Annotated in this window: 23 protein-coding genes; 10 read left to right on the top strand and 13 right to left on the bottom strand. The window is 64.7% G+C overall.

Annotated features, from left to right (window positions below; genetic code table 11):
- The first annotated feature begins 150 nt into the window (after positions 1 to 150).
- Positions 151 to 1,617: a 4-hydroxy-3-polyprenylbenzoate decarboxylase gene (gene ubiD, locus PVE35_RS23850; RefSeq protein ID WP_277373201.1), complete on the top strand. Its 1,467-nt coding sequence runs from the start codon at positions 151 to 153 to the stop codon at positions 1,615 to 1,617.
- The gene (locus tag PVE35_RS23845) at positions 1,617 to 2,585 is read left to right on the top strand and encodes a CDP-6-deoxy-delta-3,4-glucoseen reductase (protein ID WP_268180689.1); all 969 of its coding nucleotides are present in this window, start codon (positions 1,617 to 1,619) and stop codon (positions 2,583 to 2,585) included. Before ubiD ends, PVE35_RS23845 begins: the two co-directional genes overlap by 1 nt.
- Here PVE35_RS23845 and PVE35_RS23840 read toward each other — a convergent pair.
- Positions 2,582 to 4,531 (bottom strand): alkaline phosphatase family protein, encoded by a 1,950-nt coding sequence (locus tag PVE35_RS23840; protein ID WP_277373200.1) that lies wholly within the window; start codon positions 4,529 to 4,531, stop codon positions 2,582 to 2,584. The genes PVE35_RS23845 and PVE35_RS23840 overlap by 4 nt on opposite strands.
- Positions 4,532 to 4,590: 59 nt before the next feature.
- Positions 4,591 to 5,274 carry a Crp/Fnr family transcriptional regulator gene (locus tag PVE35_RS23835; protein WP_277373199.1) on the bottom strand — a complete coding sequence of 228 codons (684 nt, stop codon included), beginning with the start codon at positions 5,272 to 5,274 and terminating at the stop codon, positions 4,591 to 4,593.
- A gap of 101 nt (positions 5,275 to 5,375) precedes the next feature.
- Here PVE35_RS23835 and PVE35_RS23830 point away from each other — a divergent pair, with 101 nt between their 5' ends.
- Positions 5,376 to 5,900 carry an Mpo1-like protein gene (locus PVE35_RS23830; RefSeq protein ID WP_277373198.1) on the top strand — a complete coding sequence of 175 codons (525 nt, stop codon included), beginning with the start codon at positions 5,376 to 5,378 and terminating at the stop codon, positions 5,898 to 5,900.
- 9 nt (positions 5,901 to 5,909) lie between these two features.
- On the opposite strand, the gene PVE35_RS23825 is transcribed toward PVE35_RS23830, so the two are convergent.
- Together PVE35_RS23825 and PVE35_RS23820 are read right to left on the bottom strand one after the other, a co-directional pair.
- Positions 5,910 to 6,659, bottom strand: a complete 750-nt coding sequence (locus PVE35_RS23825) for a hypothetical protein (RefSeq protein ID WP_268180697.1) — start codon at positions 6,657 to 6,659, stop codon at positions 5,910 to 5,912.
- A 168-nt stretch (positions 6,660 to 6,827) separates the two neighbouring features.
- Positions 6,828 to 7,568 carry a sulfite exporter TauE/SafE family protein gene (locus tag PVE35_RS23820; protein ID WP_277373197.1) on the bottom strand — a complete coding sequence of 247 codons (741 nt, stop codon included), beginning with the start codon at positions 7,566 to 7,568 and terminating at the stop codon, positions 6,828 to 6,830.
- Between the two features lie 144 nt (positions 7,569 to 7,712).
- On the opposite strand from PVE35_RS23820, the gene PVE35_RS23815 reads away from it, so the two are divergent.
- Positions 7,713 to 8,405, top strand: coding sequence for a metalloregulator ArsR/SmtB family transcription factor (locus PVE35_RS23815; protein ID WP_277373196.1), 693 nt, complete (start codon positions 7,713 to 7,715; stop codon positions 8,403 to 8,405).
- 3 nt (positions 8,406 to 8,408) lie between these two features.
- On the opposite strand, the gene PVE35_RS23810 is transcribed toward PVE35_RS23815, so the two are convergent.
- From PVE35_RS23810 to oscA, 5 genes are all read right to left on the bottom strand, one after another.
- Complete coding sequence (locus PVE35_RS23810) at positions 8,409 to 9,401, bottom strand: sulfate ABC transporter ATP-binding protein (protein ID WP_268180703.1); 993 nt, start codon at positions 9,399 to 9,401, stop codon at positions 8,409 to 8,411.
- A 41-nt stretch (positions 9,402 to 9,442) separates the two neighbouring features.
- A complete protein-coding gene (gene cysW, locus PVE35_RS23805) occupies positions 9,443 to 10,309 on the bottom strand; it encodes a sulfate ABC transporter permease subunit CysW (protein ID WP_277373195.1) in 867 nt (288 codons plus the stop codon).
- A gap of 10 nt (positions 10,310 to 10,319) precedes the next feature.
- The gene (cysT, locus tag PVE35_RS23800; RefSeq protein ID WP_268180707.1) at positions 10,320 to 11,132 is read right to left on the bottom strand and encodes a sulfate ABC transporter permease subunit CysT; all 813 of its coding nucleotides are present in this window, start codon (positions 11,130 to 11,132) and stop codon (positions 10,320 to 10,322) included.
- A 73-nt stretch (positions 11,133 to 11,205) separates the two neighbouring features.
- Positions 11,206 to 12,207, bottom strand: a complete 1,002-nt coding sequence (locus PVE35_RS23795; protein ID WP_277373194.1) for a sulfate ABC transporter substrate-binding protein — start codon at positions 12,205 to 12,207, stop codon at positions 11,206 to 11,208.
- Between the two features lie 91 nt (positions 12,208 to 12,298).
- Positions 12,299 to 12,481 (bottom strand): sulfur starvation response protein OscA, encoded by a 183-nt coding sequence (oscA, locus tag PVE35_RS23790; protein WP_268180710.1) that lies wholly within the window; start codon positions 12,479 to 12,481, stop codon positions 12,299 to 12,301.
- 234 nt (positions 12,482 to 12,715) lie between these two features.
- Here oscA and PVE35_RS23785 point away from each other — a divergent pair, with 234 nt between their 5' ends.
- Positions 12,716 to 13,297: an alpha/beta hydrolase gene (locus tag PVE35_RS23785; RefSeq protein ID WP_277373193.1), complete on the top strand. Its 582-nt coding sequence runs from the start codon at positions 12,716 to 12,718 to the stop codon at positions 13,295 to 13,297.
- Between the two features lie 91 nt (positions 13,298 to 13,388).
- Entirely contained in the window at positions 13,389 to 14,204 is an 816-nt protein-coding gene (locus PVE35_RS23780; protein ID WP_277373192.1) for a sigma 54-interacting transcriptional regulator, read from the top strand.
- Positions 14,205 to 14,240: 36 nt separating this feature from the next.
- Here the strand turns inward: PVE35_RS23780 and PVE35_RS23775 are convergent, their stop codons facing one another.
- On the bottom strand, positions 14,241 to 16,067 hold the full coding sequence (locus PVE35_RS23775; protein ID WP_277373191.1) for an NAD(P)/FAD-dependent oxidoreductase: 1,827 nt from the start codon (positions 16,065 to 16,067) through the stop codon (positions 14,241 to 14,243).
- A 237-nt stretch (positions 16,068 to 16,304) separates the two neighbouring features.
- Between PVE35_RS23775 and PVE35_RS23770 the strand changes: the two genes are divergently transcribed.
- A complete protein-coding gene (locus tag PVE35_RS23770) occupies positions 16,305 to 18,209 on the top strand; it encodes a sigma-54-dependent Fis family transcriptional regulator (RefSeq protein ID WP_277373190.1) in 1,905 nt (634 codons plus the stop codon).
- Between the two features lie 6 nt (positions 18,210 to 18,215).
- Here the strand turns inward: PVE35_RS23770 and modC are convergent, their stop codons facing one another.
- From modC to modA, 3 genes are read right to left on the bottom strand one after another with little or no spacing between them, the layout of a single operon-like run.
- Entirely contained in the window at positions 18,216 to 19,340 is a 1,125-nt protein-coding gene (gene modC / locus PVE35_RS23765) for a molybdenum ABC transporter ATP-binding protein (protein ID WP_277374930.1), read from the bottom strand.
- Positions 19,340 to 20,020, bottom strand: a complete 681-nt coding sequence (gene modB, locus PVE35_RS23760; RefSeq protein ID WP_277373189.1) for a molybdate ABC transporter permease subunit — start codon at positions 20,018 to 20,020, stop codon at positions 19,340 to 19,342. Before modB ends, modC begins: the two co-directional genes overlap by 1 nt.
- Positions 20,021 to 20,034: 14 nt before the next feature.
- Positions 20,035 to 20,790 (bottom strand): molybdate ABC transporter substrate-binding protein, encoded by a 756-nt coding sequence (gene modA, locus PVE35_RS23755; RefSeq protein ID WP_277373188.1) that lies wholly within the window; start codon positions 20,788 to 20,790, stop codon positions 20,035 to 20,037.
- 221 nt (positions 20,791 to 21,011) lie between these two features.
- Between modA and PVE35_RS23750 the strand changes: the two genes are divergently transcribed.
- From PVE35_RS23750 to PVE35_RS23740, 3 genes are all read left to right on the top strand, one after another.
- The gene (locus tag PVE35_RS23750; protein ID WP_277373187.1) at positions 21,012 to 21,545 is read left to right on the top strand and encodes a L,D-transpeptidase family protein; all 534 of its coding nucleotides are present in this window, start codon (positions 21,012 to 21,014) and stop codon (positions 21,543 to 21,545) included.
- Positions 21,546 to 21,568: 23 nt separating this feature from the next.
- Positions 21,569 to 21,997, top strand: coding sequence for a hypothetical protein (locus PVE35_RS23745; protein WP_277373186.1), 429 nt, complete (start codon positions 21,569 to 21,571; stop codon positions 21,995 to 21,997).
- A 235-nt stretch (positions 21,998 to 22,232) separates the two neighbouring features.
- Positions 22,233 to 22,907, top strand: a complete 675-nt coding sequence (locus PVE35_RS23740; RefSeq protein WP_268180719.1) for a GntR family transcriptional regulator — start codon at positions 22,233 to 22,235, stop codon at positions 22,905 to 22,907.
- Positions 22,908 to 22,987 lie beyond the last annotated feature (80 nt).

The following is a 22,987-nucleotide window of genomic DNA, read 5'->3' as shown; positions in this document are numbered from 1 at the left end:
GCGGTTTTACGCTTGAGGCTTGTAGTCAACTTGCTACGAGGCCGGGGAAACCCGGCCTTGTCGTATCTGGAGGCTTTCAAGCCTTCTGAAAGCCCGACTTCGGCGCTAAACTTTGCGGTCACTCAAGCCTGTCCGACACGAGGCTCCTGCATGCAGTATCGCGACCTGCGCGACTTCATCCGTGAACTGGAAAAGCGCGGCGAACTCAAGCGTATCCAGACCCCGGTTTCGCCCATTCTGGAAATGACCGAAATCTGTGACCGCACCCTGCGCAAGGGCGGCCCGGCGCTGTTGTTCGACAAGCCCACGGGGTTCGACGTGCCGGTGCTCGGCAATCTGTTCGGCACGCCCAAGCGCGTGGCGCTGGGCATGGGGGCCGAGGACGTGGCCGAGCTGCGCGAGATCGGCAAGCTGCTGGCCTTCCTCAAGGAGCCGGAGCCGCCGAAAGGCCTCAAGGATGCCTGGAGCAAGCTGCCGATCTTCAAGAAGGTCATTTCCATGGCGCCCAAGGTGGTCAAGGACGCGCCCTGCCATGAAGTGATCGAGGAGGGCGACGACGTCGACCTGGGCAAGCTGCCGATCCAGCATTGCTGGCCGGGTGACGTGGCGCCGCTGATCACCTGGGGCCTGACCATCACCAAGGGGCCGAACAAGGAACGGCAGAACCTCGGCATATATCGCCAGCAGGTGATTGGTCGCAACAAGGTGATCATGCGCTGGCTCAGCCACCGTGGCGGCGCACTGGACTTTCGCGACTGGTGCCAGAAGCACCCGGACAAGCCCTATCCGGTCTGCGTCGCGCTTGGCGCCGACCCGGCGACCATTCTCGGTGCCGTTACCCCCGTGCCCGACACCCTCTCCGAATACGCCTTCGCCGGCCTCTTGCGCGGTCATCGCACCGAGCTGATCAAGGCCCGTGGCAGCGACCTGCAGGTGCCGGCCAGTGCCGAGATCGTCCTCGAGGGCTTGATCCATCCGGGCGAGACCGCGCCGGAAGGCCCCTACGGCGACCACACCGGCTACTACAACGAAGTGGACAGCTTCCCGGTGTTCACCGTCGAGCGCATCACCCGCCGTCGCGAGCCGATCTACCACAGCACCTACACCGGCCGGCCGCCAGATGAGCCGGCGATTCTCGGCGTGGCGCTGAACGAAGTGTTCGTGCCGATCCTGCAGAAGCAGTTCCCCGAGATCACCGACTTCTACCTGCCGCCGGAAGGCTGTTCCTACCGCATGGCGGTGGTGACCATGAAGAAGCAGTACCCGGGCCACGCCAAGCGCGTAATGCTGGGTGTGTGGTCGTTCTTGCGACAGTTCATGTACACCAAGTTCGTTATCGTCACCGACGACGACATCAACGCACGGGACTGGAACGACGTGATCTGGGCGATTACCACGCGCATGGATCCCAAGCGCGACACGGTGATGATCGACAATACGCCGATCGACTACCTCGACTTCGCCTCGCCGGTCTCCGGTCTGGGCTCGAAGATGGGCCTGGACGCCACCCACAAGTGGCCGGGCGAAACCAGCCGCGAATGGGGCCGCGCCATCGAGAAGGATCCCGCCGTGGTGGCGCGCGTCGACGCGCTATGGAGCGAGCTGGGAATCGATTGATGAACGTCACCCTGCAACCCTCCGGCATCACCCTTGCCCTGCAGCCGGGCGAGCGCATCCTCGATGGCGCCCGCCGTCTGGGCTACGACTGCCCGCAGAGCTGCCGAAATGGCAACTGCCATATCTGCGCTGCCTTGCTGGTGGAGGGGCGGGTGCGGCAGAACGGTGTGGATCTGGATCATGGCGAACTGTTCACCTGCCTGGCCGAGCCGCTGGAGGACTGCGTGCTGCACTGGGATGGCGTGTTGGCGCCGGGGGAGTTGCCGGTGCGCGAGCTGAGCTGCCAGGTGGTCGAATGCCAGGCCGTGGGCGGCGACGTATTCCGCGTGCGCCTGCGTGCGCCGGCCGGCAAGGCACCGCGCTACCATGCCGGGCAGTATCTGCTGCTGCTGCGCCCGGACGGTGAGATGGCGGCCTTTTCCCTGGCCTCAGCGCCGCATGCCGGGCGTGAGCTGGAACTGCACATCCTCGCCCGCGAGGACAGCAGCATCGCGCTGCTGGAACACCTGCGCAGCACCGGCATGGCTCGGGTGCAGATGCCCTATGGCGACACCCATCTGGCCGAGCTGCCGGATGGCCCGCTGGTGCTGATCGCCGCCGGCACTGGCATGGGCCAGATGCACAGCCTGATCGAGCACTGCCGCGCCGCCGGTTTCGCCCATCCGGTGCACCTGTACTGGGGCGCGCGCCGGCCCGAGGACTTCTATGAGCTGCCGCACTGGGCCGAGTGGCTGCAGTTGGACAATCTGCACCTGCATCAGGTGGTCAGCGACCAGTGTGGCTGGCAGGGCCGTTGTGGCCTGCTGCACGAGGCGGTGCGCGAAGACTTCCCCGACCTCAAGGCGCTGCACGTCTACGCCAGCGGCTCACCGGCCATGGTCTACGCCACGCTCGATGCGCTGGTCGAAGCCGGCATGGACGCCCACCAGATGCGTGCCGATGTGTTTGCCTACGCGCCTCGTGGCTAACGGCTGATGCTTACCTGCCGGTGCTGCGGCGCCTCGCGTTCGGCGCCGAATGCCACCGGCCGCGAGCCATCGGCATTGAGCTGAAGAATGCGTCTGGGCCGGCCTTGTTCATCGAAGAACACCTGACCCAGGCCGGCGCCGTTCCATAGGCGTTCCCCCGAGCGGCTACGGTCGGGAATCAGGGGGGCGACCCGCATACGGCGGCGTTTGGTCAGCCAGTTCAGTGGTGACCAGGGCGCGTAGAGCCAGCGGTTGAAGCGGTCGAACCAGTCCAGCAGCCTGGGCGGAAACTCGTTCTTGATGCCGCTGCTGGTGATCTGCCAGATGGTCGGGCTGGCGCGCTTGTGGCGAATGCTCACGCGGTAGACGAAGGAGTAGTGCACGTCACCGGAGAGAATCACGAAGTCACCCGGCGTGCGCGAATGGCGGAAGATGTTCAGCATCACGCTGGCCGCGCCGCGATGGGCCATCCAGTTCTCGGCATCCACCAGTAGCGGATGGCCGGCCAGGGTGAACAGTTTCTGGATGCCCTCGATCAATTTGACCCCGAACATCGGCGCCGGCGAGACGATGATGCAGCTAGGGTGGTCGAGCAGTGCCTGCTGGAATTCGCACAGTGCTTCCCAGTCCATCAGCCCCGATGGCCGTGACAGCCGGCTTTCACTGCGCCAGCGGCGGGTGCGGGTGTCCAGCACCAGCAGTGCCGGGGTGCTGGGCAGCACGTAATGCCAGTGCTCGAAGTGCAGCAACTGGTCGATCAGCGCGTCCTGCGCCCTGGCCTCGAGGTGGTTGTCCTGGCGCTCGGTCAGCAGCTTGCGGCAGGCCTGCAAGGGTTCCTCGAAGGCGTCCGGGTGGTTGCCCCAGCCCTGGCACAGCAGGTAGGCGAGCAGGGCGTTGCCGATGATGCGCTTGGAGAAGGGGTGACCGTAGGCGGTCTGCTCCCAGCGCGCCGAGAGGTTCCAGTCGTCGGTGACATCGTGATCGTCGAAGATCATCAACGTTGGCAGGTGGGCGAATACGCGGGCAGCCTGGCCGAGGCTCTGGCGGAAGGCGTCGATGCGCTGGCGTTCGTCGGCGTAGCGTTGCTGGCGTTCCTCGTTCAGCGTCGGTTGGCTTTCCTCGATCAATGTCCAGGGCACGGGTGACCAGACCAGCAGGTACATGGCGATCATCTCGGCGAAGGTCACCAGATGATTGTCGGCATTGCTGCTGGTGAAGATGGGCTTCTCCACGCCGCCGAAGAACTTGTCGCGCAGGGTCTGGTTGCTCTTCAGCGCCGGCAGCAGGTCGGCGCGCTGGTAGTAGCCCACCGGGGTGGCGTAGAGCGCCTGGCTGTCTTCGACCACGGCGCCTTCGAGTCGCTCGTCGAACAGGCCGAGGCGGGCGATCAACTGGTGGATGGCGCACAGCATCGGCCCGGCGACATCGTCGACGTAGACCTGGTCGCCGCTCATCAGCAGCAGGGCCGGGCGTTGTCTGGCGTCGTGCGGTTCGGCCAGCAGGCGGTCGGCGCAGAGCAGGCCGTCGTCGGCAGCATGGTGCGGCTTGCGGCAGGAACCATGGAGCAACTGGTCGATCCGCGAGCGCAGGACGAAGTCGGCCCGTTCGCGCCCCTCATGCAGCAGATGCGGTGCCCAGTCTGTCAGGCCGCGTTGCGCGCCGTTCTCGACGATCTGCAGGTCATAGGCGATGCGCACGTCCTGCGGCAGCGCCTGTTCCAGCGTCAGGTCGATCAGATGCAATACGGCGTGTCGGCCCAATGGCAGGTACTGGCAATGGGCGTCGAGCTTCAGGATGCGGTCTGCCTCGTCTTCGGGCTGCAGACACAGTTGTAGCGGCAGCTCCCGACGAGCCACCAGCCACAGCACCAGGCGTCCGGTCTCCAGTCGGCGCAATAGCGGGCCGGCGAGGACATCGGGCAAGAGCGTGTGCTGGCTGTCGGTCATCGAAGCGGTGAATCCTCAGGGAAAAGATTGAAATTCGACAGTAGCAGGGCGCCAGCAGTTCACCAGGCGGCCTGGCGCAGGCGTTGCAAGTCGAGTATCTCGATCTCGCCGTAGGTCAGGCGCACGATGCCTTGCGCCTCCAGCTCCTTAAGTATCTGGTTGGTGGTCTGGCGCGACAGCGACAGCATCAGCGCCAGTTGTTCCTGCGCCAGGTGCAGCACCCGGCGCGGCTCGCCCTCGCCGTAGTTCTCGGCCATCAGCAACAGGCGCCTGGCCAACCTTGGCGCGGCGGGCAGCAGGCTCATGTCCTCCAGGATGAGGAAGGCCAGGCGCAGCTTGTGGCTCATCAGCAGGGCGAAGTCGCGCCAGTGCTGCGGCTGGCGTTCGAGCAGGGCGAGCAGTTCGCCCTGCGGCAGCAGTAGCAGGGTGCTGGCGCTTTCGGCGAAGGCGTCATGGGTGCGTGGCAGGCCGTCGAACAGGGAAATCTCGCCGAACCAGTAGGGGGGCTCGATCAGGGTCAGCAGCGCTTCCTTGCCGCTTTCGCTGACCGCGCCAATGCGCATCGCGCCCTCGATCACTGCATACAGGCCGCTGGGCCTGTCGCCACGGCGGAACAGTCGCTGGCCTGCCTCCAGGCGCTGTACTTGGGCCATGGCCAGCAACTCGTCGCGCAGCGCCTGGGGCAGGGCCGCGAACCAGTGACCTTGCAGCAGGCGTGGGAGATGGTGCTGAAGATCGTGCATCGTGACTCCTGCGGTGACGGCATTGTCGGCTAGCTGACAGAGCAGCGCTAGCGGCCGGAGGGATGATGCTCTGGCCTGTTCCTCTGCAAAGGACGATAACAATGAAAACCCTCGTCGATCATCTGGCCCAGTATGCGGCCTATCACCGTGACCGCCGCAATATCGTCAGCCACTTCATCGGCATCCCCATGATCGTGCTGGCCGTGGCCGTGCTGCTGTCGCGCCCCGGCTTCGCCCTGGCCGGGCTGTGGCTGGCGCCGGCGACCCTGGCGGCACTGGCAGCGGCTGTGTTCTATCTGCGTCTGGATCGCCGCTTCGGCCTGGTCATGAGTGCCCTGCTGCTGCTCTGTCTGTGGTGCGCGGCCAAGCTGGCGGTGGCGAGCACGGCGCTGTGGCTGGGGGCAGGCCTCGGCCTGTTCGTGGTCGGCTGGATCATCCAGTTCGTCGGCCATTACTACGAAGGGCGCAAGCCGGCCTTCGTCGACGATGTGATGGGGCTGGTCATCGGCCCCTTGTTCGTCGTCGCCGAAGCCGCCTTCCTGCTCGGCCTGCGCAAGGAGGTCGAACACGCCGTGGTAGAGATCGCCGGCCCCACCTGCATTCGTGAGAAGAAGGCCCTGGCCTGAACCAGGGCTTCAGGGGGACATCGCCATCCACTGCGTGCTCAATGCGCGGGTATGGCGATCCACCGTGATCGGCGCGAAGGGCCGGCCGGAAACGCTGACCAGGGCGTTGCTCCTGCTGTTCATGTCGGCCAGGGCGGTGCGCAGATAGCTCCAGCGCATCTTGAGCTTGGTCACCTGCGGGGCGCCTGTTTCGTCCAGCAGTTGCAGTTGCGCATCGATGGCCGGCAGCAGCAGGCGTTCATCCTGGCCCAGGTAGGTTTCCGGGTGTTCGCGGGCGATCTCGAAGTTACCCATGTAGGCACGTGCCAGGTACTGCACGCCGAGGTACTCGACCTTGGCCGCCAGCTCGCTGCCGTCGGTCTCGGCCCCCGGCAGGGCGCGGGCCACGACAAGGAAGTCGCGCAGCGAGCGGCCCAGGTCTTCCGGGTAGCGCCAGGGCACCTGCTCCTCACCCGGGCCATAGCTCACGCCGTTGCGTAGCTGGGTAACCAAAGCCTGATGGGCCTGCTGCAGCTCGGCGTTGCTTGGCTGCGCCTGCATCACAGTGGCCAGGGCATCGAGATCCATTTCCAGACGCTGCAGATGCACCTTCTGGAAGCCTTCGCCACGCAACAGCAGCAGGCTGCTGGTGGCGCGGCTGGCATGAACCTGTAGCTGTTGTGGTGGGCTGATGGCTTCGGCGAAGGAAAAGGGGACGAGACTGGCGATCAGGCCGAGCGACCAGAGGAAAGCATGACGCAACAGTGCTTTGCAGCGCATCCGGGGTGCTCCTTGTTATTGTTTTGAGCAGGTATGCATGGGGCAGCGTCAAGACTACTGCGCCAGGCGCTACGGAGCATGACCCTAAAGAGTGATTTCGTCGGAATTCAACGCCGCTCAATCGTTTCCCGTAGGTTGGCACAGGTGCTTGAGAACGGTGGCTGGGTTTCAGAACAGCCCGCGCAACGCCAGCTCGGCACCAAGCAGCAATAGACCGATGAAGAACCAGCGCTTGAAGTGCTCCGCGCTGATGCGCTTGCGCAGCCACTGGCCGGCCACCATACCCAGCAGAGCCGGCACCAGGGCCAGGGCAGACAGCCCGAGCACCGCCGGTTGCAGCAGGTCACCGCTATGACCGAGCGCTGCTGCCAGAGCCAGAGTCGAGACGCTGAACGACAGCCCCAGGGCCTGGATCAGGTCGTCCTTTTCCAGGCCGATGGCCTGCAAGTAAGGCACGGCGGGGATCACGAACACTCCGGTAACCGCGGTGATTGCGCCGGTGATCGCGCCGATCACCGGGCCCAGCCAGGCTTCCCTGGCCCGCTCCACACGAAACTGTACCCTGGCCAGGCCGAGCAGTGCGTAAAGCACCAGGGCGGCGCCCAGCCAACGGGTAGCGCCGGGCAGCTCGAGACGCTGCAGCAGGCCGGCGACCAGCAGCGTGCCGCAGAGGATTCCCAACAGCATCGGCCATAGTCGGCGCAGCATCGGCAACGGGCTGCGACCGTCACACAGTTGCCAGATATTGCTCACCATCGAGGGGATGATCAGCAGCGCGGCTGCTTGCAGCGGCGCCATTACCAAGCCGAGCAGACCGACGGCGATGGTTGGCAGACCGAGGCCGACCACGCCCTTGACCATGCCGGCGAGCAGGAAGGTGGCGAGAATCAACGGCAGGTATTCAATCATCGCGTCGTTCCCTGCTGCTGGCCAGACTTGGCCTCGACTTTGAATATCACTGCGAGCATCGGGGTTCTCCTGGGCTGGCTCTGGCTGAAGTTGCCTGCCAGTATCCATAGTTCCTGCACGCCATGTTTCGTCATGAGGTGAACTATGGAATACGCACCGGGTTTCAGTTCGATCGCTGCTCTGCTTGCCGATGCCGGGCGCGCCGCCATGGTCTGGGCACTGATGGATGGCAGCGCGCGCCCGGCCGGTGAGCTGGCCTTGCTGGCGGGGCTGTCGTCATCGTCCACCAGTGCGCACCTGGCCAAGCTGGTGGAGGGCGGCCTGCTGGTGCAGCAGCGGCACGGGCGCAATCGTTACTACCGCCTGGCCGGGCCGGAAGTCGGGCAACTGGTCGAGGCGCTGGCCAGTGCCGCGCTCGCTGCGCAGCCACGGCAACCCCGTGCTGTACCGACCTCACGCGGCACGCCGCTGGCCATGCGTGAAGCACGTACCTGCTACGACCACCTTGCTGGTGAGCTGGCGGTGGGTGTGTTCGCACGCATGCGCGCGGCTGACTGGCTGAGCGAGGAGGGCGGTGCGCTGCAGTTGACCGCAATTGGCGAGCAGGGGCTGCAGGCATTGGGCATCGACCTGCAACAGGTCAATCGTCAGCGCCGCCAGCGCCTGTGCGCCTGCCCGGACTGGAGCGAGCGCAAACCGCATCTGGGCGGTGCGCTGGGCGCGGCGTTGCTGAATCTGTGCGAAGGCGAGGGCTGGCTGCGGCGCAGCCAGGGTTCGCGTGCGCTGCAGGTTTCACCGCAGGGACGCAGGGCGATCATGGCGATCGCCCTGGAGTAGAGATCAAGCCGATGTGCTGACCGGCTTGCCGCCCTTGGGCTTGAAGTACAGGGTGGTGCCACGGGCGAGGTTATCCAGGCTGGCGTGATCCTTGGCCACCTCGGCCTCGATCAGCTCGTCCTGGCCTTCGACCTTGAGCGTGATGCGGGTGATGGCGCCGAGCAGGCGGATGTCGCGCACCTCGCCGCTCTGGTGACCGGCTGCCGGTTGCAGCGACAGGTCGACCTCGTGCGGGCGGAACAGCACGTGGTGATCATTGCCGACGTACAGACGGTTGGCGTCGCCGAGGAAGTGATAGACGAAGTCGCTGGCTGGATATTCATAGACCTCTGCCGGCGAGCCGATCTGTTCGATCACGCCCTTGTTCATTACCACGATGCGGTCGGCCACTTCCATCGCCTCTTCCTGGTCGTGGGTGACGAACACGCTGGTCAGGTGCACCTCTTCATGCAAGCGCGCCAGCCAGCGGCGCAGTTCCTTGCGCACCTTGGCATCCAGGGCGCCGAAGGGTTCGTCGAGCAGCAGCACCTTGGGCTCCACCGCCAGGGCGCGGGCCAGGGCGATACGCTGGCGCTGGCCGCCGGAGAGCTGCTCCGGGTAGCGGTCGCCGAGCCAGTCGAGCTGCACCAGGTTGAGCAGCTCGTGCACTTTTTCGGCGATCTGCGTTTCGCTCGGGCGCTCGCGCTTGGGCTTCATGCGCAGGCCGAAGGCGACGTTGTCGAACACCGTCATATGGCGGAACAGGGCGTAGTGCTGGAAGACGAAGCCGACGTTGCGATCACGCACGTCGTGCTCGGACACGTCCTCGCCGTGGAAGCCGATGCTGCCGCTGTCCGGGGTTTCCAGGCCGGCGATGATGCGCAGCAGGGTGGTCTTGCCGCAGCCGGACGGGCCGAGCAGGGCGACCAGCTCGCCGCTCTGGATGCTCAGGTTGATGTCTTGCAGCGCCTTGAACTGGCCGAACTGCTTGTTGACGCCTTTGACTTCGATACTCATGGCTTATTCCTGGTGGTTCCGTGGGCCGTGCCTCACGGCTGTCAGTCTTCTCGGTTGGCTTGTAGTTGGCGGCTTAGACGCGCTTCGCTCCATTGGCGAAGCAGCAGCACCACCAGGGCCATGACGAGCAACAGGATCGCCACGCTGAAGGCAGCGACGATGTTGTACTCGTTGTAGAGAATTTCGATGTGCAGCGGCAGGGTGTTGGTGTATCCACGGATATGTCCGGAAACCACCGAAACTGCGCCGAATTCGCCCATCGCACGGGCGGTGCACAGCACCACACCGTAGATCAGCGCCCATTTTACGTTAGGCAGCGTGACATGCCAGAACATCTGCCAACCGTTGGCACCAAGCAGGCGCGCGGCCTCTTCCTCGGTGGTGCCCTGCTCCTCCATCAGCGGGATCAGTTCACGGGCGACGAAGGGGAAGGTGACGAAGATCGTGGCCAGCACGATGCCGGGCACGGCGTAGACGATCTGCAGGTTCTGCGAGTCGAGATACGGCGCGAGAAAACTCTGCGAGCCGAACAGCAGTACGTAGATCAGGCCGGCGACCACCGGCGACACCGAGAAGGGCATGTCGATCAGGGTGATCAGGATGCTCTTGCCGCGGAACTCGAACTTGGTCACCGCCCAGGCCGCTGCAACGCCGAACACCAGGTTCAGTGGCACCGAGATGGCAGTGGCCAGCAGGGTCAGCTTGAAGGCGGAAATGGCATCCGGTTCGCGAATCGCCGCCCAGAAGAACTCCAGGCCACGACTGAGGCCTTGAGTCACCACCATGTACAGCGGCAACACGAGAATCGCGGCGAACACCGCCCAGGCTATGACGATCAGGAGGATGGCGCCGACGGAGCGGCTGGCCGGGCGCACAGCCGCGCGCTGGCCAAGGGTTGCAAGGCTCATGACGGGCTCCTCAGGTGTTGGGCTGGATGCGCCGCTGCAGCAGGTTGATCAACAGCAGCAGGAGGAAGGACACCACCAGCATGATCACGCCGATGGCCGTGGCGCCGGGGTAGTCGTACTGATCCAGCTTGGAGACGATCAGCAGCGGCAGAATCTCGGTCTTCAGCGGGATGTTGCCGGCGATGAACACCACCGAGCCGTACTCGCCGACGCCACGGGCGAAGGCCAGGGCGAAGCCGGTGATCCAGGCTGGCAGCAGACTCGGCAGCAGCACGTGGCGGAACACCTGCAACGGCTTGGCGCCCAGGCAGGCGGCGGCTTCCTCGACTTCCTTGGGGATGTCGGCCAGCACCGGCTGCAAGGTGCGCACCACGAACGGCAGGGTGACGAACACCAGCGCCAGGGTGATGCCCAGCGGGGTGTAGGCAATCTTGAAGGGGAAAAGCGAGCCGATCAGGCCGCTGGGAGCGTACAGCGCGGTCAGGGCGATGCCGGCCACGGCGGTGGGCAGGGCGAACGGCATGTCGACCATCGCGTCGATGATGCGACGGCCGGGGAAGCTGTAGCGCACCAGCACCCAGGCGATGACAGTGCCGAGAATGCCATTGAGCAGGGCGGCGGCCAGCGCGGTGCCGAACGAGAGTTTCAGCGAGAACTGCAGTTGGCGATTGTTCAGCAATGCCCACCACTGTTCGCCGGTCAGTTGCAGGGAGAAGAGGAACATCGCCCCCAGCGGAATCAGCACGATCAACGCCAGGTAGGTGATGGTGTAGCCCAGGGTCAGCCCGAAGCCGGGTATGACCGGGGAAGTTCGACGAGACATGGAGACTTCTTCCGTTGGTAACGATCAGATGCGAAACCCGGACTTTCCCGGGTTTCGCTGCGCTCTACCCAGGCTACTGGTTGATTTTGGTGAAGATCTGGTCGAACACGCCGCCGTCGTCGAAGTACTTGGGCTGGGCCTGTTTCCAGCCGCCGAAGTCCTTGTCGATGGTCACCAGCTTGAGATCCTGGAACTGGCCCTTGAACTCGGCGGCGATCTTCTCGTTGCGTGGGCGGTAGAAGTGCTTCGCGGCGATGCGCTGGCCTTCCTCGCTGTACAGGTGCTCGAGGTAGGCCTCGGCCACGGCGCGGGTGCCCTTGCGCTCTACGTTGGCATCGACCACCGCCACCGGCGGTTCGGCGAGGATCGACAGCGACGGGGTGACGATCTCCAACTGGTCGCCGCCTTCTTCGGCCAGCGACAGGTAGGCCTCGTTTTCCCAGGCCAGCAGCACATCACCCAGGCCACGCTGGACGAAGCTGATGGTCGAGCCACGGGCGCCGGTATCCAGCACCGGGGCATGACGGTACAGCTCGGTGACGAATTCCAGGGCCTTGTCTTCGCTGCCGAACTTCTCGCGGGCATAGGCCCAGGCGGCGAGGAAGTTCCAGCGTGCGCCGCCGGAGGTTTTCGGATTCGGGGTGATGACTTCCACGCCGTCTTTGACCAGATCATCCCAGTCCTTGATGCCCTTCGGGTTGCCCTTGCGCACCAGGAACACGATGGTTGAGGTATAGGGCGTGCTGTTGTCCGGCAGGCGCGCCTGCCAGTTCGGGTCGATCAATTGCTGGTTGAGGTTCAGCGCGTCGATGTCGCCGGACAGCGCCAGGGTCACCACGTCGGCGCGCAGGCCATCGATCACTGCGCGGGCCTGCTTGCCCGAGCCACCGTGGGATTGCTGGATGGTCAGCGGCGGGTGGCCCTTGGCTTGCCAGAACTTGTTGAAGGCGGCGTTGTACTCGACGTACAGCTCGCGGGTCGGGTCGTAGGACACGTTGAGCAGGGTTTCGGCGGCGACCGGGCCGGCGATCAGAGTGCTGGCCAGCGCGGCCAGGGCAAAGCGACGAATGGACATGGTGCAGCTCCTAAGGGGCGGAATTCTTGTGTTGGCGTGCGTTTAGCCCTCTGGTGGTCCAGTCGGGCTGCATCATGAGGTCGAGGTTCTGTTAGCTGTTCTTGGTGTTCGGTTGTTGCAGACGGATCTTTTCCTTGCGCTCGATCTGCACCACCTGGCCGTTGTGCACGGTGATTTCCACCGAACCGAATTTCAGGCCATGCAGGGCGCTCTGGATCTCACGCAGGATGCTGGTTTCATCCTGACCTTCGAGGTTTCTCAGCGTCGCGGTCATTTTCAGACTCCTTGTGAATGGCGCCGCGCGGGTCAGCAAGCCGCCGGCACTGGCGTGGAGCGGATAGTAGAAAGGCTTTAATATTCTTAAAAATAATGTTTAAGAACATTAATATTCTTTTTTGAGCTAATAAGATCTCGGAATTAATGGAATAAATAAATAATTTCTTATTCTTTTTGAATCGATCCCGTGCTGCCTAGACTGATGCCATTCGATTCAAGGAGGCGCCGAATCATGCGCAGCGAAGCAATCCGTTATCTGATCCTGCCAGGCTGGCAGGGCTCCCCTGAGGAACACTGGCAAAGTCACTGGCAGCGCAGCCTGCCGGGTAGCGTGCGAGTCGAGCAGCGGGACTGGTTCAATCCGCAACGGGGCGACTGGGTCGCTGCGCTTAACCAGGCGATTGCCGCCGATCCGCGTCCGGCCACCCTTGTTGCTCACAGCCTGGGCTGCGTGACGGTGGCCCATTGGGCGCAGCAGGCAACGCGTGAACTGTTGCGCCGGGTACGCGGTGCGCTGTTGGTGGCGCCGGCCGATGTCGAGCGGCCAGGGTGCCCCGAGCCGCTGCAGAACTTCGCGCCTATCCCGCGCGCGCTGCTGCCCTTTCCCAGCCTGCTGATCGGCTCCGATAACGACGCTGCCGCCAGTGCCACACGGGCCATCGAGCTGGCCCGCGACTGGGGCAGCGAGGCAGTGATTCTGGGTGGCGCCGGGCATATCAATGTGAAGTCCGGGCACCACCATTGGGAGCAGGGCTTCGCCTATCTGTACCGCCTGCAGCACCGCATCGAGCAACAGCAGCGTCTGCAGGCGTGATCGTTCGAGGCGGGGAGGCCAGGCAGCCACCCGCTTCCTTTTTCTTCCTGTATGCGCCACCCCATGAGGGGTGAGCATGGAGCGCTCCGCCATGACGTTCGCAGCGAACCCCCCTCTGACCTTCGCCGAATCCGACCGGAGCCCGCTGAGCATCCGCGCCAAGGCGCTGGTGTTCGTCGATGCCCGCTCGCAGCAGTTGCGCGAAAGGGCCGAGGCCCTGGCCAGCACTGGAATGCCTCTGTCGATTCTCGGTGAGACGGGCACCGGCAAGGAGCTGCTGGCGCGCTATGTTCATCGTCGGAGCGAGCGCGCTGGTCTGTTCGTAGCGGTGAACTGCGCGGCCATCAGTCCGCAATGGGGAGAGGCCGAGCTGTTCGGCCATGTCGAGGGTGCCCATGTCGGTGCCGCCAGCAGTCGCGCCGGCTGGTTCGGTTCGGCCAATGGCGGCACCCTCTACCTGGACGAGATCGCCGACCTGCCGCGCCCGTTGCAGAGCAAGCTGCTGGCGGCGCTGGAAACCCGCGAGGTCTACCGTGTCGGCGCCAGCCAGGCCTTGCCGGTGGACGTGCGCTTAGTGGCGGCGAGCAGCGTCGATCTGGCCCGTGCGGTGGCCGCCGGTACCTTCGACGAGCGCCTGCATGCTTACCTGTGCGATGGCCAGTTGTTGTTCCCGGCGTTGCGCCAGCGAATCGGCGATATCCTGCCGCTGGCCGAATATTTCCTCGGTATCCATGCCCATCGCCTGGGGCTGGCCATCGCCGGTATCAGCCCGGCGGCGCAGGCCGCGCTGCAGGCTCACTCCTGGCCGGGCAACACCCGTGAACTGGAGAATGTCATTCACTTCGCCCTGCTGCTGGCCGGCGAAGAGGAAATCGGGCCGGAGCATCTGCAGTTGCCTGGGGGCTGAGGTGGCCGGCAGGCAAGCTGCCTGCCGGCCTGCGCTTCAGCTCTTGTGGTAGCTCGGGGCGAGCTTGTAGACCTCGGTGTCGAGGCCCTCGAAGCGTGCCTTGAGTTGCAGTGCCAGGTACAGCGAGTAGTGCCGCGACTGGTGCAGGTTGCCACCGTGGAACCACAGGTTGGCCTGTTGCGTGGGTTTCCACATGTTGCGCAGTTCCCCCTCGTATGGGCCGGGATCCTTGAGGGTGCCGGAGCCCAACCCCCAGCAGCGGCCCACCTTGTCTGCCACTTGCTGGGAGATCAGTTGCGCCGCCCAGCCGTTCATCGAGCCGTAGCCGGTGGCGTAGACGATCAGGTCGGCGGGCAGGCGGCTACCGTCGTTGAGCAGCACGGCATCCTCTTCGATGCGTTCCACACCGAGGCCCTTGCCACTCTTCAGGGCGATGCTGCCGTTGGCGATCAGCTCGCAGGCACCGACGTCGATGTAGTAACCCGAACCCCGGCGTAGATACTTGAGGAACAAGCCAGAGTCATCGTCGCCGAAGTCGAGCATGAAGCCAGCGGCGCTGAGGCGCTCGTAGAAGTCCTTGTCGCGCTCGCGCACCTGCTCGAAGACCTGGCGGTGAAGGGCGGGCAGCACCTGATAGGGCAGCGAGGCGAACAGCAGGTCGGCCTTATCGGTGCTGATGCCCTGTTCCAGGGCCTCTTCCGAGTACAGTGGGCCGAAGACCAGATCCATCAGCGTTTCAGAACGCACGATATGGGTGCTGGAGCGTTGCACCATCGTCACTTGCGCACCGTTCTCCACCAGGTCGGCGCAGATGTCGTGGGCCGAGTTGTTCGAGCCGATCACCACGGCGCGCTTGCCGCGCCAGGCATCGCCGCCGGGATGACGGCTGGAGTGGTGCTGCTGACCACGGAAGTTTTCCGCCCCGGGGTACTGCGGCACATTGGGTACGCCGGACATGCCGGTGGCGAGAATCAATTGGGTGGGCTGCAGCGTCAGTGGCTTGCCGTCGCGCATCACCTGCACGTTCCAGCGTGCGTTGGCCTCGTCGTAACTGGCCTTCACGCACTCGGTGCGGTTCCAGTAGTTCAGCTCCATCACCTGGCAGTACATCTCCAGCCAGTCGCCCATCTTGTCCTTGGGGGTGAACACGGGCCAGTGATCGGGAAATGGCAGGTAGGGCAGGTGGTCGTACCACACCGGATCATGCAAACACAGTGACTTGTAGCGGCCGCGCCACTGATCGCCTGGGCGCTCGGCCTTGTCCACGATCAACGTCGGCACACCCAGCCGCTTGAGGCGCGCACCCAGCGCCAGGCCGCCCTGGCCGCCGCCGACGATCAGGCAGTAGGGCTGCTGGCTGACGCCGAGCGTGGCTTGTTCGTCGCGGCGCTTTTCCAGCCAGTTGCGTTTGTCGGCATGCCCGTGGCCGTGCTCGGCGCCCAGTGGCCGGCGACGTCCGGCGGGCTCCTCGAAGCCCTTGAGCTCGCGCATGGCGGTGAGCAGGGTCCAGCAGCGGCCATCTTTCAGGCGTACATAGCCTTTGCCGCGTGCCGCTGCGGTTTCCAGGCTGATCCAGCCTTCCAGCACGCCATCCTTGAGGCTGGCTTCGCCTTCCACTTGCCAATTCTGCGGGGCAACCTGCGGCAGGCGGGCATCGAGCATGGCGCGGATCTCGGGCTTGCCGCTGAGGGTGACCAGGTTCCAGGAGAACAGCACCAGGTCGCGCCAGTGGCAGTCGTCGGCGAACAGTTCCAGTGCGCCGTCGCTATCACGATCGGCCAGGCACTGGCCGAGGCGCTCGACCCAGGCCGAGAGTTGTGCGGTGGGGTGGTTTGCAGCAATCGAATCGTCATGAGTGTTCATGGTTACTCGCTTTCTTGTTGTTGTTGAGGGACTCGCCTGTGGGCTGGAGCAAGTCCGGGGCCATGTCGCTCTGAGGCGCGTGGCAGAGCGGTTGGCGCGCGTTGGTCGGGGGCTGCTTCTGTTCCCGCGCTGGTACAGCGGGGTGACACAACGTGGCATGCGTGTGACAGCGGGGCGCCACGCCTCTGGCTGGCGTATGCTGGTAGCGACGCGATGCCTTGAAGGAGTCCAACAACAATGTCTTCGATCCGTCAGCACGCACATCAGGTGATGCGTTTCGGCGAAGGGCTTGGCGGCGCCAGTGGCCCGGCCCAGGATCCAGCCATCGCCCGTTCTTGGCGCCGTTGTCTGCACCAGCATCAGCTCGACCCATCGCGCCCCGAGGCGCCCTGCGTGGTCGAAGAGAGGCGCCTGGCCGAGCGGCGCGAACCTCTGGACAACCTGATTGGCATTGCCCGTGGGCAGATGAGCAGCCTGCACCAGCAGCTCGGTGGCCGTGGCCGCACGATCCTGCTGACCGACACCGAGGGGGTGGTGATCGACAGCCTCTGCCATCCGGACGAACGCCGCGAGTTTCAGCGCGCCGGGCTCTGGTTGGGGTCGGTCTGGAGTGAAGCGGTGGAGGGCACCAATGGCGTCGGCACCTGCCTGGTGGAACGCCAGCCGCTGACCATCCGGCGCGACGAACATTTCCGTGGCCGGCACACCGGGCTGAGCTGCTCGGCGATTCCGCTGTTCGACCCACAAGGCGGTCTGCAGGCGGTGCTCAATGTCTCCAGCACCCGCGAGGAGTTGTCCGGGCAGAGCCAGTTCCACGCCACCGCCCTGACCACCCTGTCGGCCAAGCTGATCGAGAGTTGCTGCTTCCTGCAGCATTGTGAGGATCGCTACCTGCTGCGTTTTCATGCCCAGGCCCAGTTCATCGGCCTGCTCAGCGAGGGGCTGTTGGCTTTCGGTGGCGATGGCCGGGTCGAGGCGGTCAACGAGGCGGCGCTGGCGTTGCTCGAGGAAAGCCGCGAGCGTTTGCTCGGGCGCCCGCTGGAGAGCTTGTTCGCGGTACGCCTCGACGAGCTGCTGCAGCGTGCCCGCCCCGAACCGGACACCTGTTGGCCGCTGCGCCTGACCAGCGGCCGGCTGCTGCACGCACGTTTGCGTGGCCAGCGTCTGCGCAGCTTGCCGGCAATTCCCGCGCCGTTGCCTGGCCGACAGCGAGAGGCTGCGCCCTGTTTCGCCGACGCGCAGGTGCAGAAGGACTTGGCGCGGGCGCTCAAGGTGCTGGAGCGTGATGTCCCCGTGCTGCTGTGCGGCGAAACCGGTACAGGCAAGGAGGTGTTTGCCTGCGCCTTGCACCGTGCCAGTTCGCGTGCTGGCAAGCCGTTCGTGGCGCTCAATTGTGCGGCGATTCCAGAGGGCCTGATCGAGAGCGAACTGTTTGGTTACCGGGCCGGCAGCTTCACGGGCGCACGCAAGGAGGGCATGAGCGGCAAGCTGCAGCAGGCCAATGGTGGTGTGCTGTTTCTCGACGAGATCGGTGATATGCCGCTGCACCTGCAGACTCGCCTGCTACGCGTGCTGGAAGAGCGGCGGGTGATGCCGCTGGGGGCGACCGAGGCACAGCCGCTGGACATCCGCGTGATCAGCGCCAGCCACCGTGATCTGCAGGCGTTGGTGGCCGAGGGGCGCTTCCGCGAGGATCTGTATTACCGCCTCAATGGTCTGTGCATCGCCCTGCCGGCCCTGCGCGAACGTAGCGACCGCGCGATATTGATCGAGCAAGTGCTGGAGGAGGAGGCGCAGGGCCAGAGGCTGCAGTTGGAGCCGGGAGTGCGCGAGGCCCTGCTGGCCTTTGCCTGGCCGGGCAATGTGCGACAGTTGCGCAACGTGCTGCGCGCCCTGGTGGCGCTCAACGAGGATGGCTGGGTGTCGCTGGCAGAGTTGCAGCGGGTATTACCGGCGGCCGTAGCGGCGACGCGCCCGGCACAGCAGGCCGATCCGCTCGCGGCCGCCGAACGCGATGCCCTGCTGTCAGCCGTGCGCCGGTGCAACTGGCAACTGACGGCCGTGGCTGCGGAACTGGGCATCAGCCGCAATACCCTGTACCGCAAGCTACGCCGTTACGGTATTCGGCGCCAGGTGGACTGACGAGGTTCAAGGCGCCAGCAGCGACACCGACTTGATCTGCGCCCAGAGCGCTTGCCCGTCATGGATTCCGAGCTGCTCGAAGGAGTAACGGGTGATCCGTGCCAGCAAATGTTGATCACCGATACGCAGGGTCAGCAGCACCTGCGTATCCAGCACTTGCCAGCTTTCCACCTGTGCCGGCAGTAGGTTGAGCAGGCTGCTGCCTTCGGCACGATTGAGCCCCAGGCTGACGTCGCGCGCCTTGATCTTCACTCGCACCGTCTTCCCTTGCAGCAACGGCCCGTGGGGCAGGAGCAGCGTCGCCTCGCTGCCTGGCAGGCGCAGATGCAGCAGGCCGTAGCGGGCGTCGTGGGCGCAGACCTGGCCGTCGATCACCGCCTCGGCATCGTCTTCGCTGGCAAAGGGCAAGTCGGCGCGCAGCAGCAACTCCTTGAGCGGGCCGCTGGCGCGTACCCGGCCTTCGTCGAGCAGCACCAGGTGATCGGCCAGGCGCGCCACTTCATCCGGCGCATGGCTGACATAGATCACCGGGATGTCCAGTTCTTCGTGCAGGCGCTGCAGGTAGGGCAGCACCTCCTGCTTGCGCTTGAGATCCAGCGAGGCCAGTGGCTCGTCCATCAGCAGCAGGCGTGGGCTGGTCACCAGGGCGCGGGCGATGCCGACGCGCTGACGCTCGCCACCGGACAGCGCCGAGGGCAGGCGTTCGAGCAGATGGCCGATGCCCAGCAGCTCCAGCGCCTGATCCAGTGCCACCTTGCGCTGTGCGGCCGGGATGCGTTTCTGCCCGTATTCCAGATTGCGCCGCACGTTCAGATGGGGGAACAGGTTGGCGTCCTGGAACACATAGCCAATGGCACGCTGGTGCGCGGGCAGAAAGAAGCCGCGTTCGCTGTCCTGCCAGCATTCCCCGGCCACCTGCAGGTAACCCTGCTGTGGTCGATCCAACCCGGCGAAGCAGCGCAGGCAACTGGTCTTGCCCGAGCCGGAATGACCGAACAGGGCGCTGACGCCACGGGCGGGCAGGTCGAGATTCACGTCCAGGCGAAAGCCAGGATGCTGCACCAGGAAATGCGCGCGGATACGTCCGTCATCGGTTACAGGCAGAGGCGAGGTCTTGCCGAAAGCGAACATCACCAGGCCCTCACGCTGCCGCTGCGGCCACTGTATAGCGCCAGCAGGACGATGAAGGAGAACGCCACCATGCCGCCCGCCAGCCAGTGCGCCTGGGCGTATTCCATGGCCTCGACATGGTTGTAGATCTGCACCGAGACCACCTGCGTCTTGCCAGGAATATTGCCGCCGATCATCAGCACCACGCCGAACTCGCCGACCGTATGGGCGAAGGCAAGGATCGCCGCAGTGACGAAGCCCGGCCGCGCCAGCGGCAGCACCACGCTGAAAAAACTGTCCCAGGGGCCTGCCCGCAACGTCGCGGCGGCCTCCAGCGGGGCGCGGCCGATGGCCTCGAAGGCGTTCTGCAGCGGCTGCACGACGAAGGGCAGGGAGTAGAAGATCGAGCCGATCACCAGGCCGGTGAAGGTGAACGTGAAGGTGCCGAGGCCGAGGCTCTGCGTCAGTTGGCCGAAGAAACCGTTGGGGCCCATGCTCACCAGCAGGTAGAAGCCGATCACCGTCGGCGGCAGTACCAGCGGCAGTGCCACCAGCGCGCCGACCGGGCGCTTGAGCCAGGAGTCGGTGCGGGTCAGCCACAGCGCGATGGGCGTGCCGATGATCAATAGCAGCACGGTAGTCAGCGAGGCCAGCTCCAGGGTCAGCAGGATGGCATCGAGATCGTTCTTGGACAGCGACATGGATGGGGCCCGGGCTACGGCAGTTTATAGCCAAAGGACTCGATCACCTTGGCCGCTTCCGGGCCTTTCAGGTACTCGACCAGCGCGGCGGCAGCCGGGTTGTTCGCGCCCGGTTTGAGGATCACTGCGTCCTGCTTGATCGGTTCGTGCATCGCTTCCGGTACGATCCAGGCCGAGCCGCTGGCGAGCTGGCCATCCTTGTACACCTGCGACAGCGCGACGAAGCCCAGTTCGGCATTGCCGGTGGCGACGAACTGCTGTGCCTGGGTGATGTTCTGACCCTCGACCAACTTGCCCTTGACCGCCTCGCTCAGCCCCAGCTTGTCCAGCACCTGGGTCGCCGCCAGACCGTAGGGCGCAGCCTTCGGGTTGGCGATGGCCAGGTGCTTGAACTGGCCGGCCTTCAATGCCGCGTCCGTGCCGTCGAGGTAGTTGGCATCGGCCGACCACAGCACCAGGCTGCCGATGGCATAGGTGAAGCGTGAGCCGGGCACCGTCGCCCCGTTGCGCTCCAGCTTGGCCGGTGTGCTGTCATCGGCAGCCAGGAACACCTCGAAGGGCGCGCCGTTCTGGATTTGCGCATAGAACTGCCCGGTGGCGCCGAAGGAGGCCACCAGCTTGTGCCCGGTGGCTTTCTCGAATGCCGGCGCAAGGGCCTGGATGGGGGCAGTGAAGTTGGCGGCGACCGCGACCTTGACTTCATCGGCGATGGCGCCGCTGGCGAAGGCCAGGCCGAGGGCGAGCAAACCGTGCTGGAGAGACTTGAGCATGGAAATTCCTTGTTGTTCTTGGGCGATCACGCGGCCTTGGGGCAGGCCAGATGCGGTAATCCTACAGCGTTGTGTAATTTTGTATATAGCGATAGTGAGCGCTGCGCCTTCGACACCGTGGATTTGCGTTCGATGCACGCTCGGGCAATCGGGCGATCTGCTAAGGTGCGCGTCGCGCCGGCTGTCTGGCCCGAGGGAGAAGCAATGAAAGGAATCCCGCAATGAAGCGTTGGTTACTGGCGAGCCTGTGTCTGCTCGTGCTGTTGGTGGGCTACACCAAGGTCATGGGGCGCCTGGCTGGTGGCCCGGCACCGGTGGCGGAAAGCGTCGAACAGGCCGACCTGATCATCGTCGACAAGGCCCAGCGACGCATGCAGCTCTGGCATGCGGGCAAGGTGTTGAGCGAGTACCGCATCGTTCTTGGCGCGGCGGGAGACGAGGGGCATAAACAGCGCGAAGGCGACCAGCGCACGCCAGAGGGGCGCTACCTGATCGATTGGCGCAATTCCAAATCCATGGCCTACCTCAGCCTGCACATCTCCTACCCGAACGAGCAGGATCAGGCCGCCGCTGCTGCGCGTGGCGAGAGCCCTGGCGGCAATATCATGATCCACGGCCTGCCCAATGGCTGGGGCTGGCTCGGGCCGCTGCATCACCTCTGGGACTGGACCGATGGCTGCATCGCCGTGAGCAACGACGAAATGCGCGACATCTGGCTGCGGGTCGCCAACGGCACGCCCATCGAAATTCACTGAATGCACCTATCGAGGAAAGTGTCATGCGCGTGCCTGTGATCCAGGAAGAAGTCTCCGGCTGCGGCATTGCCAGCGCCGCTAATATCCTCGGCAAGACCTACGCACAGATGAAGGCCATCGCCAATGCCATGGGCATCCATGCCGAGGACGAGGCGCTGTGGTCGGACACCCGTTATGTGCGCCGCCTGCTGGCCAGCGAGGGCGTGGTCTGCGCCGACGGGGAAACCCCGTTCCAGTCTTGGGAGGCATTGCCCGCCCTGGCCCTGCTGGCCATCAAGTTCCATCGCGAGGGCGAGCGCGACTTTTGGCACTGGGTGGTGTTCCGGCGTGAGGCCGGTGCCGCCGTCGTGCTGGATTCTGCGAGTTATCTGCCGAGCAATCGACGCACCGATTTCCAGGCCATGCAGCCCAAGTGGTTTATCGAAGTGTTCGGCGCCAGCGAGCAGCTCTGAGTAAGGCATATGGCGGGCGCCTAATCGCGAGAGGCGCCATCGCTTCGTTGTGGCATTCGGACTCGTTTTCTGCCTCGTCATGGGGCGTCAGGTAACGCTTTTGGTGCGCGCGTTGAGGCGCTGCTATCCGCTCTAAAAGCTATTTTCCTTGAAAAACAGCAAGTTGTGATTTTAGGCACGGCACCTGCATTTGGATGATTGTGTTTTTGGATCCAAAAATTCAGGAATCCTCACAATGCCTTTCGCCGTGACCACCTTCAATGCCCAGCCGGCCCTCTCGGCCGAGGACGAGGCTTACCTGCATCTGCTTGATGCCATCTGTCAGGGCCGTTACCGCACCGGCGACCGCCTGATAGCCGAGGACATCGCCGGGGAACTGGAGATGAGCCGCATGCCCATCCGTGGCGCCTTCAAGCGCTTGGCAGCGGAAGGCCTGGTGACGCTACGGCCCAATCGCGGTGCGATCGTCAGTGGCCTCAACCTCGAGCAGATGCGCGAAGTCTTCGAGATGCGCAGCGCCCTGGAGGGGCTGGCGATTCGCGTGGCCACGGCCAAGGTCAACGAGCGTCATCTGGCGCGCCTGGAGCGCCTGCTCGATGAAATGGACGAGTGCCGTGAGGACAGCTCGGAGTGGGTGGTGCGCCACCGCATCTTCCACGAGTACCTGTGCAGCCTCAGCGAGCGGCCACGGTTGATGCGCCAGATCAGTGCCCTCTACGCGCTGATCGAGCCGTACATGCGCCTCTGGCTCAAGCACGTCGACAAGCCCCTGAGCGCCCGCGAAGAACATCAGGTAATCCTCGACGCCCTGCGCACCGGTGATGCCCGGCATGCCGAGCGGATCCTCTGCGAGCACATCGAGGGCACCGTCCCCGACCTGCTCGAATTCCTGGAAAAGTCGGGCGCCTGAGACCCGTCCTCCCCCTTCATTTCGTACTGCCATACCAACAATTACACCGGAGTCGAACATGTCAAAACGTACCTTCGCAG

This window comes from Pseudomonas sp. AA-38, assembly GCF_029457475.1.
Lineage (GTDB): Bacteria > Pseudomonadota > Gammaproteobacteria > Pseudomonadales > Pseudomonadaceae > Aquipseudomonas.
This window is presented reverse-complemented; position numbering and strand designations above follow the sequence as displayed.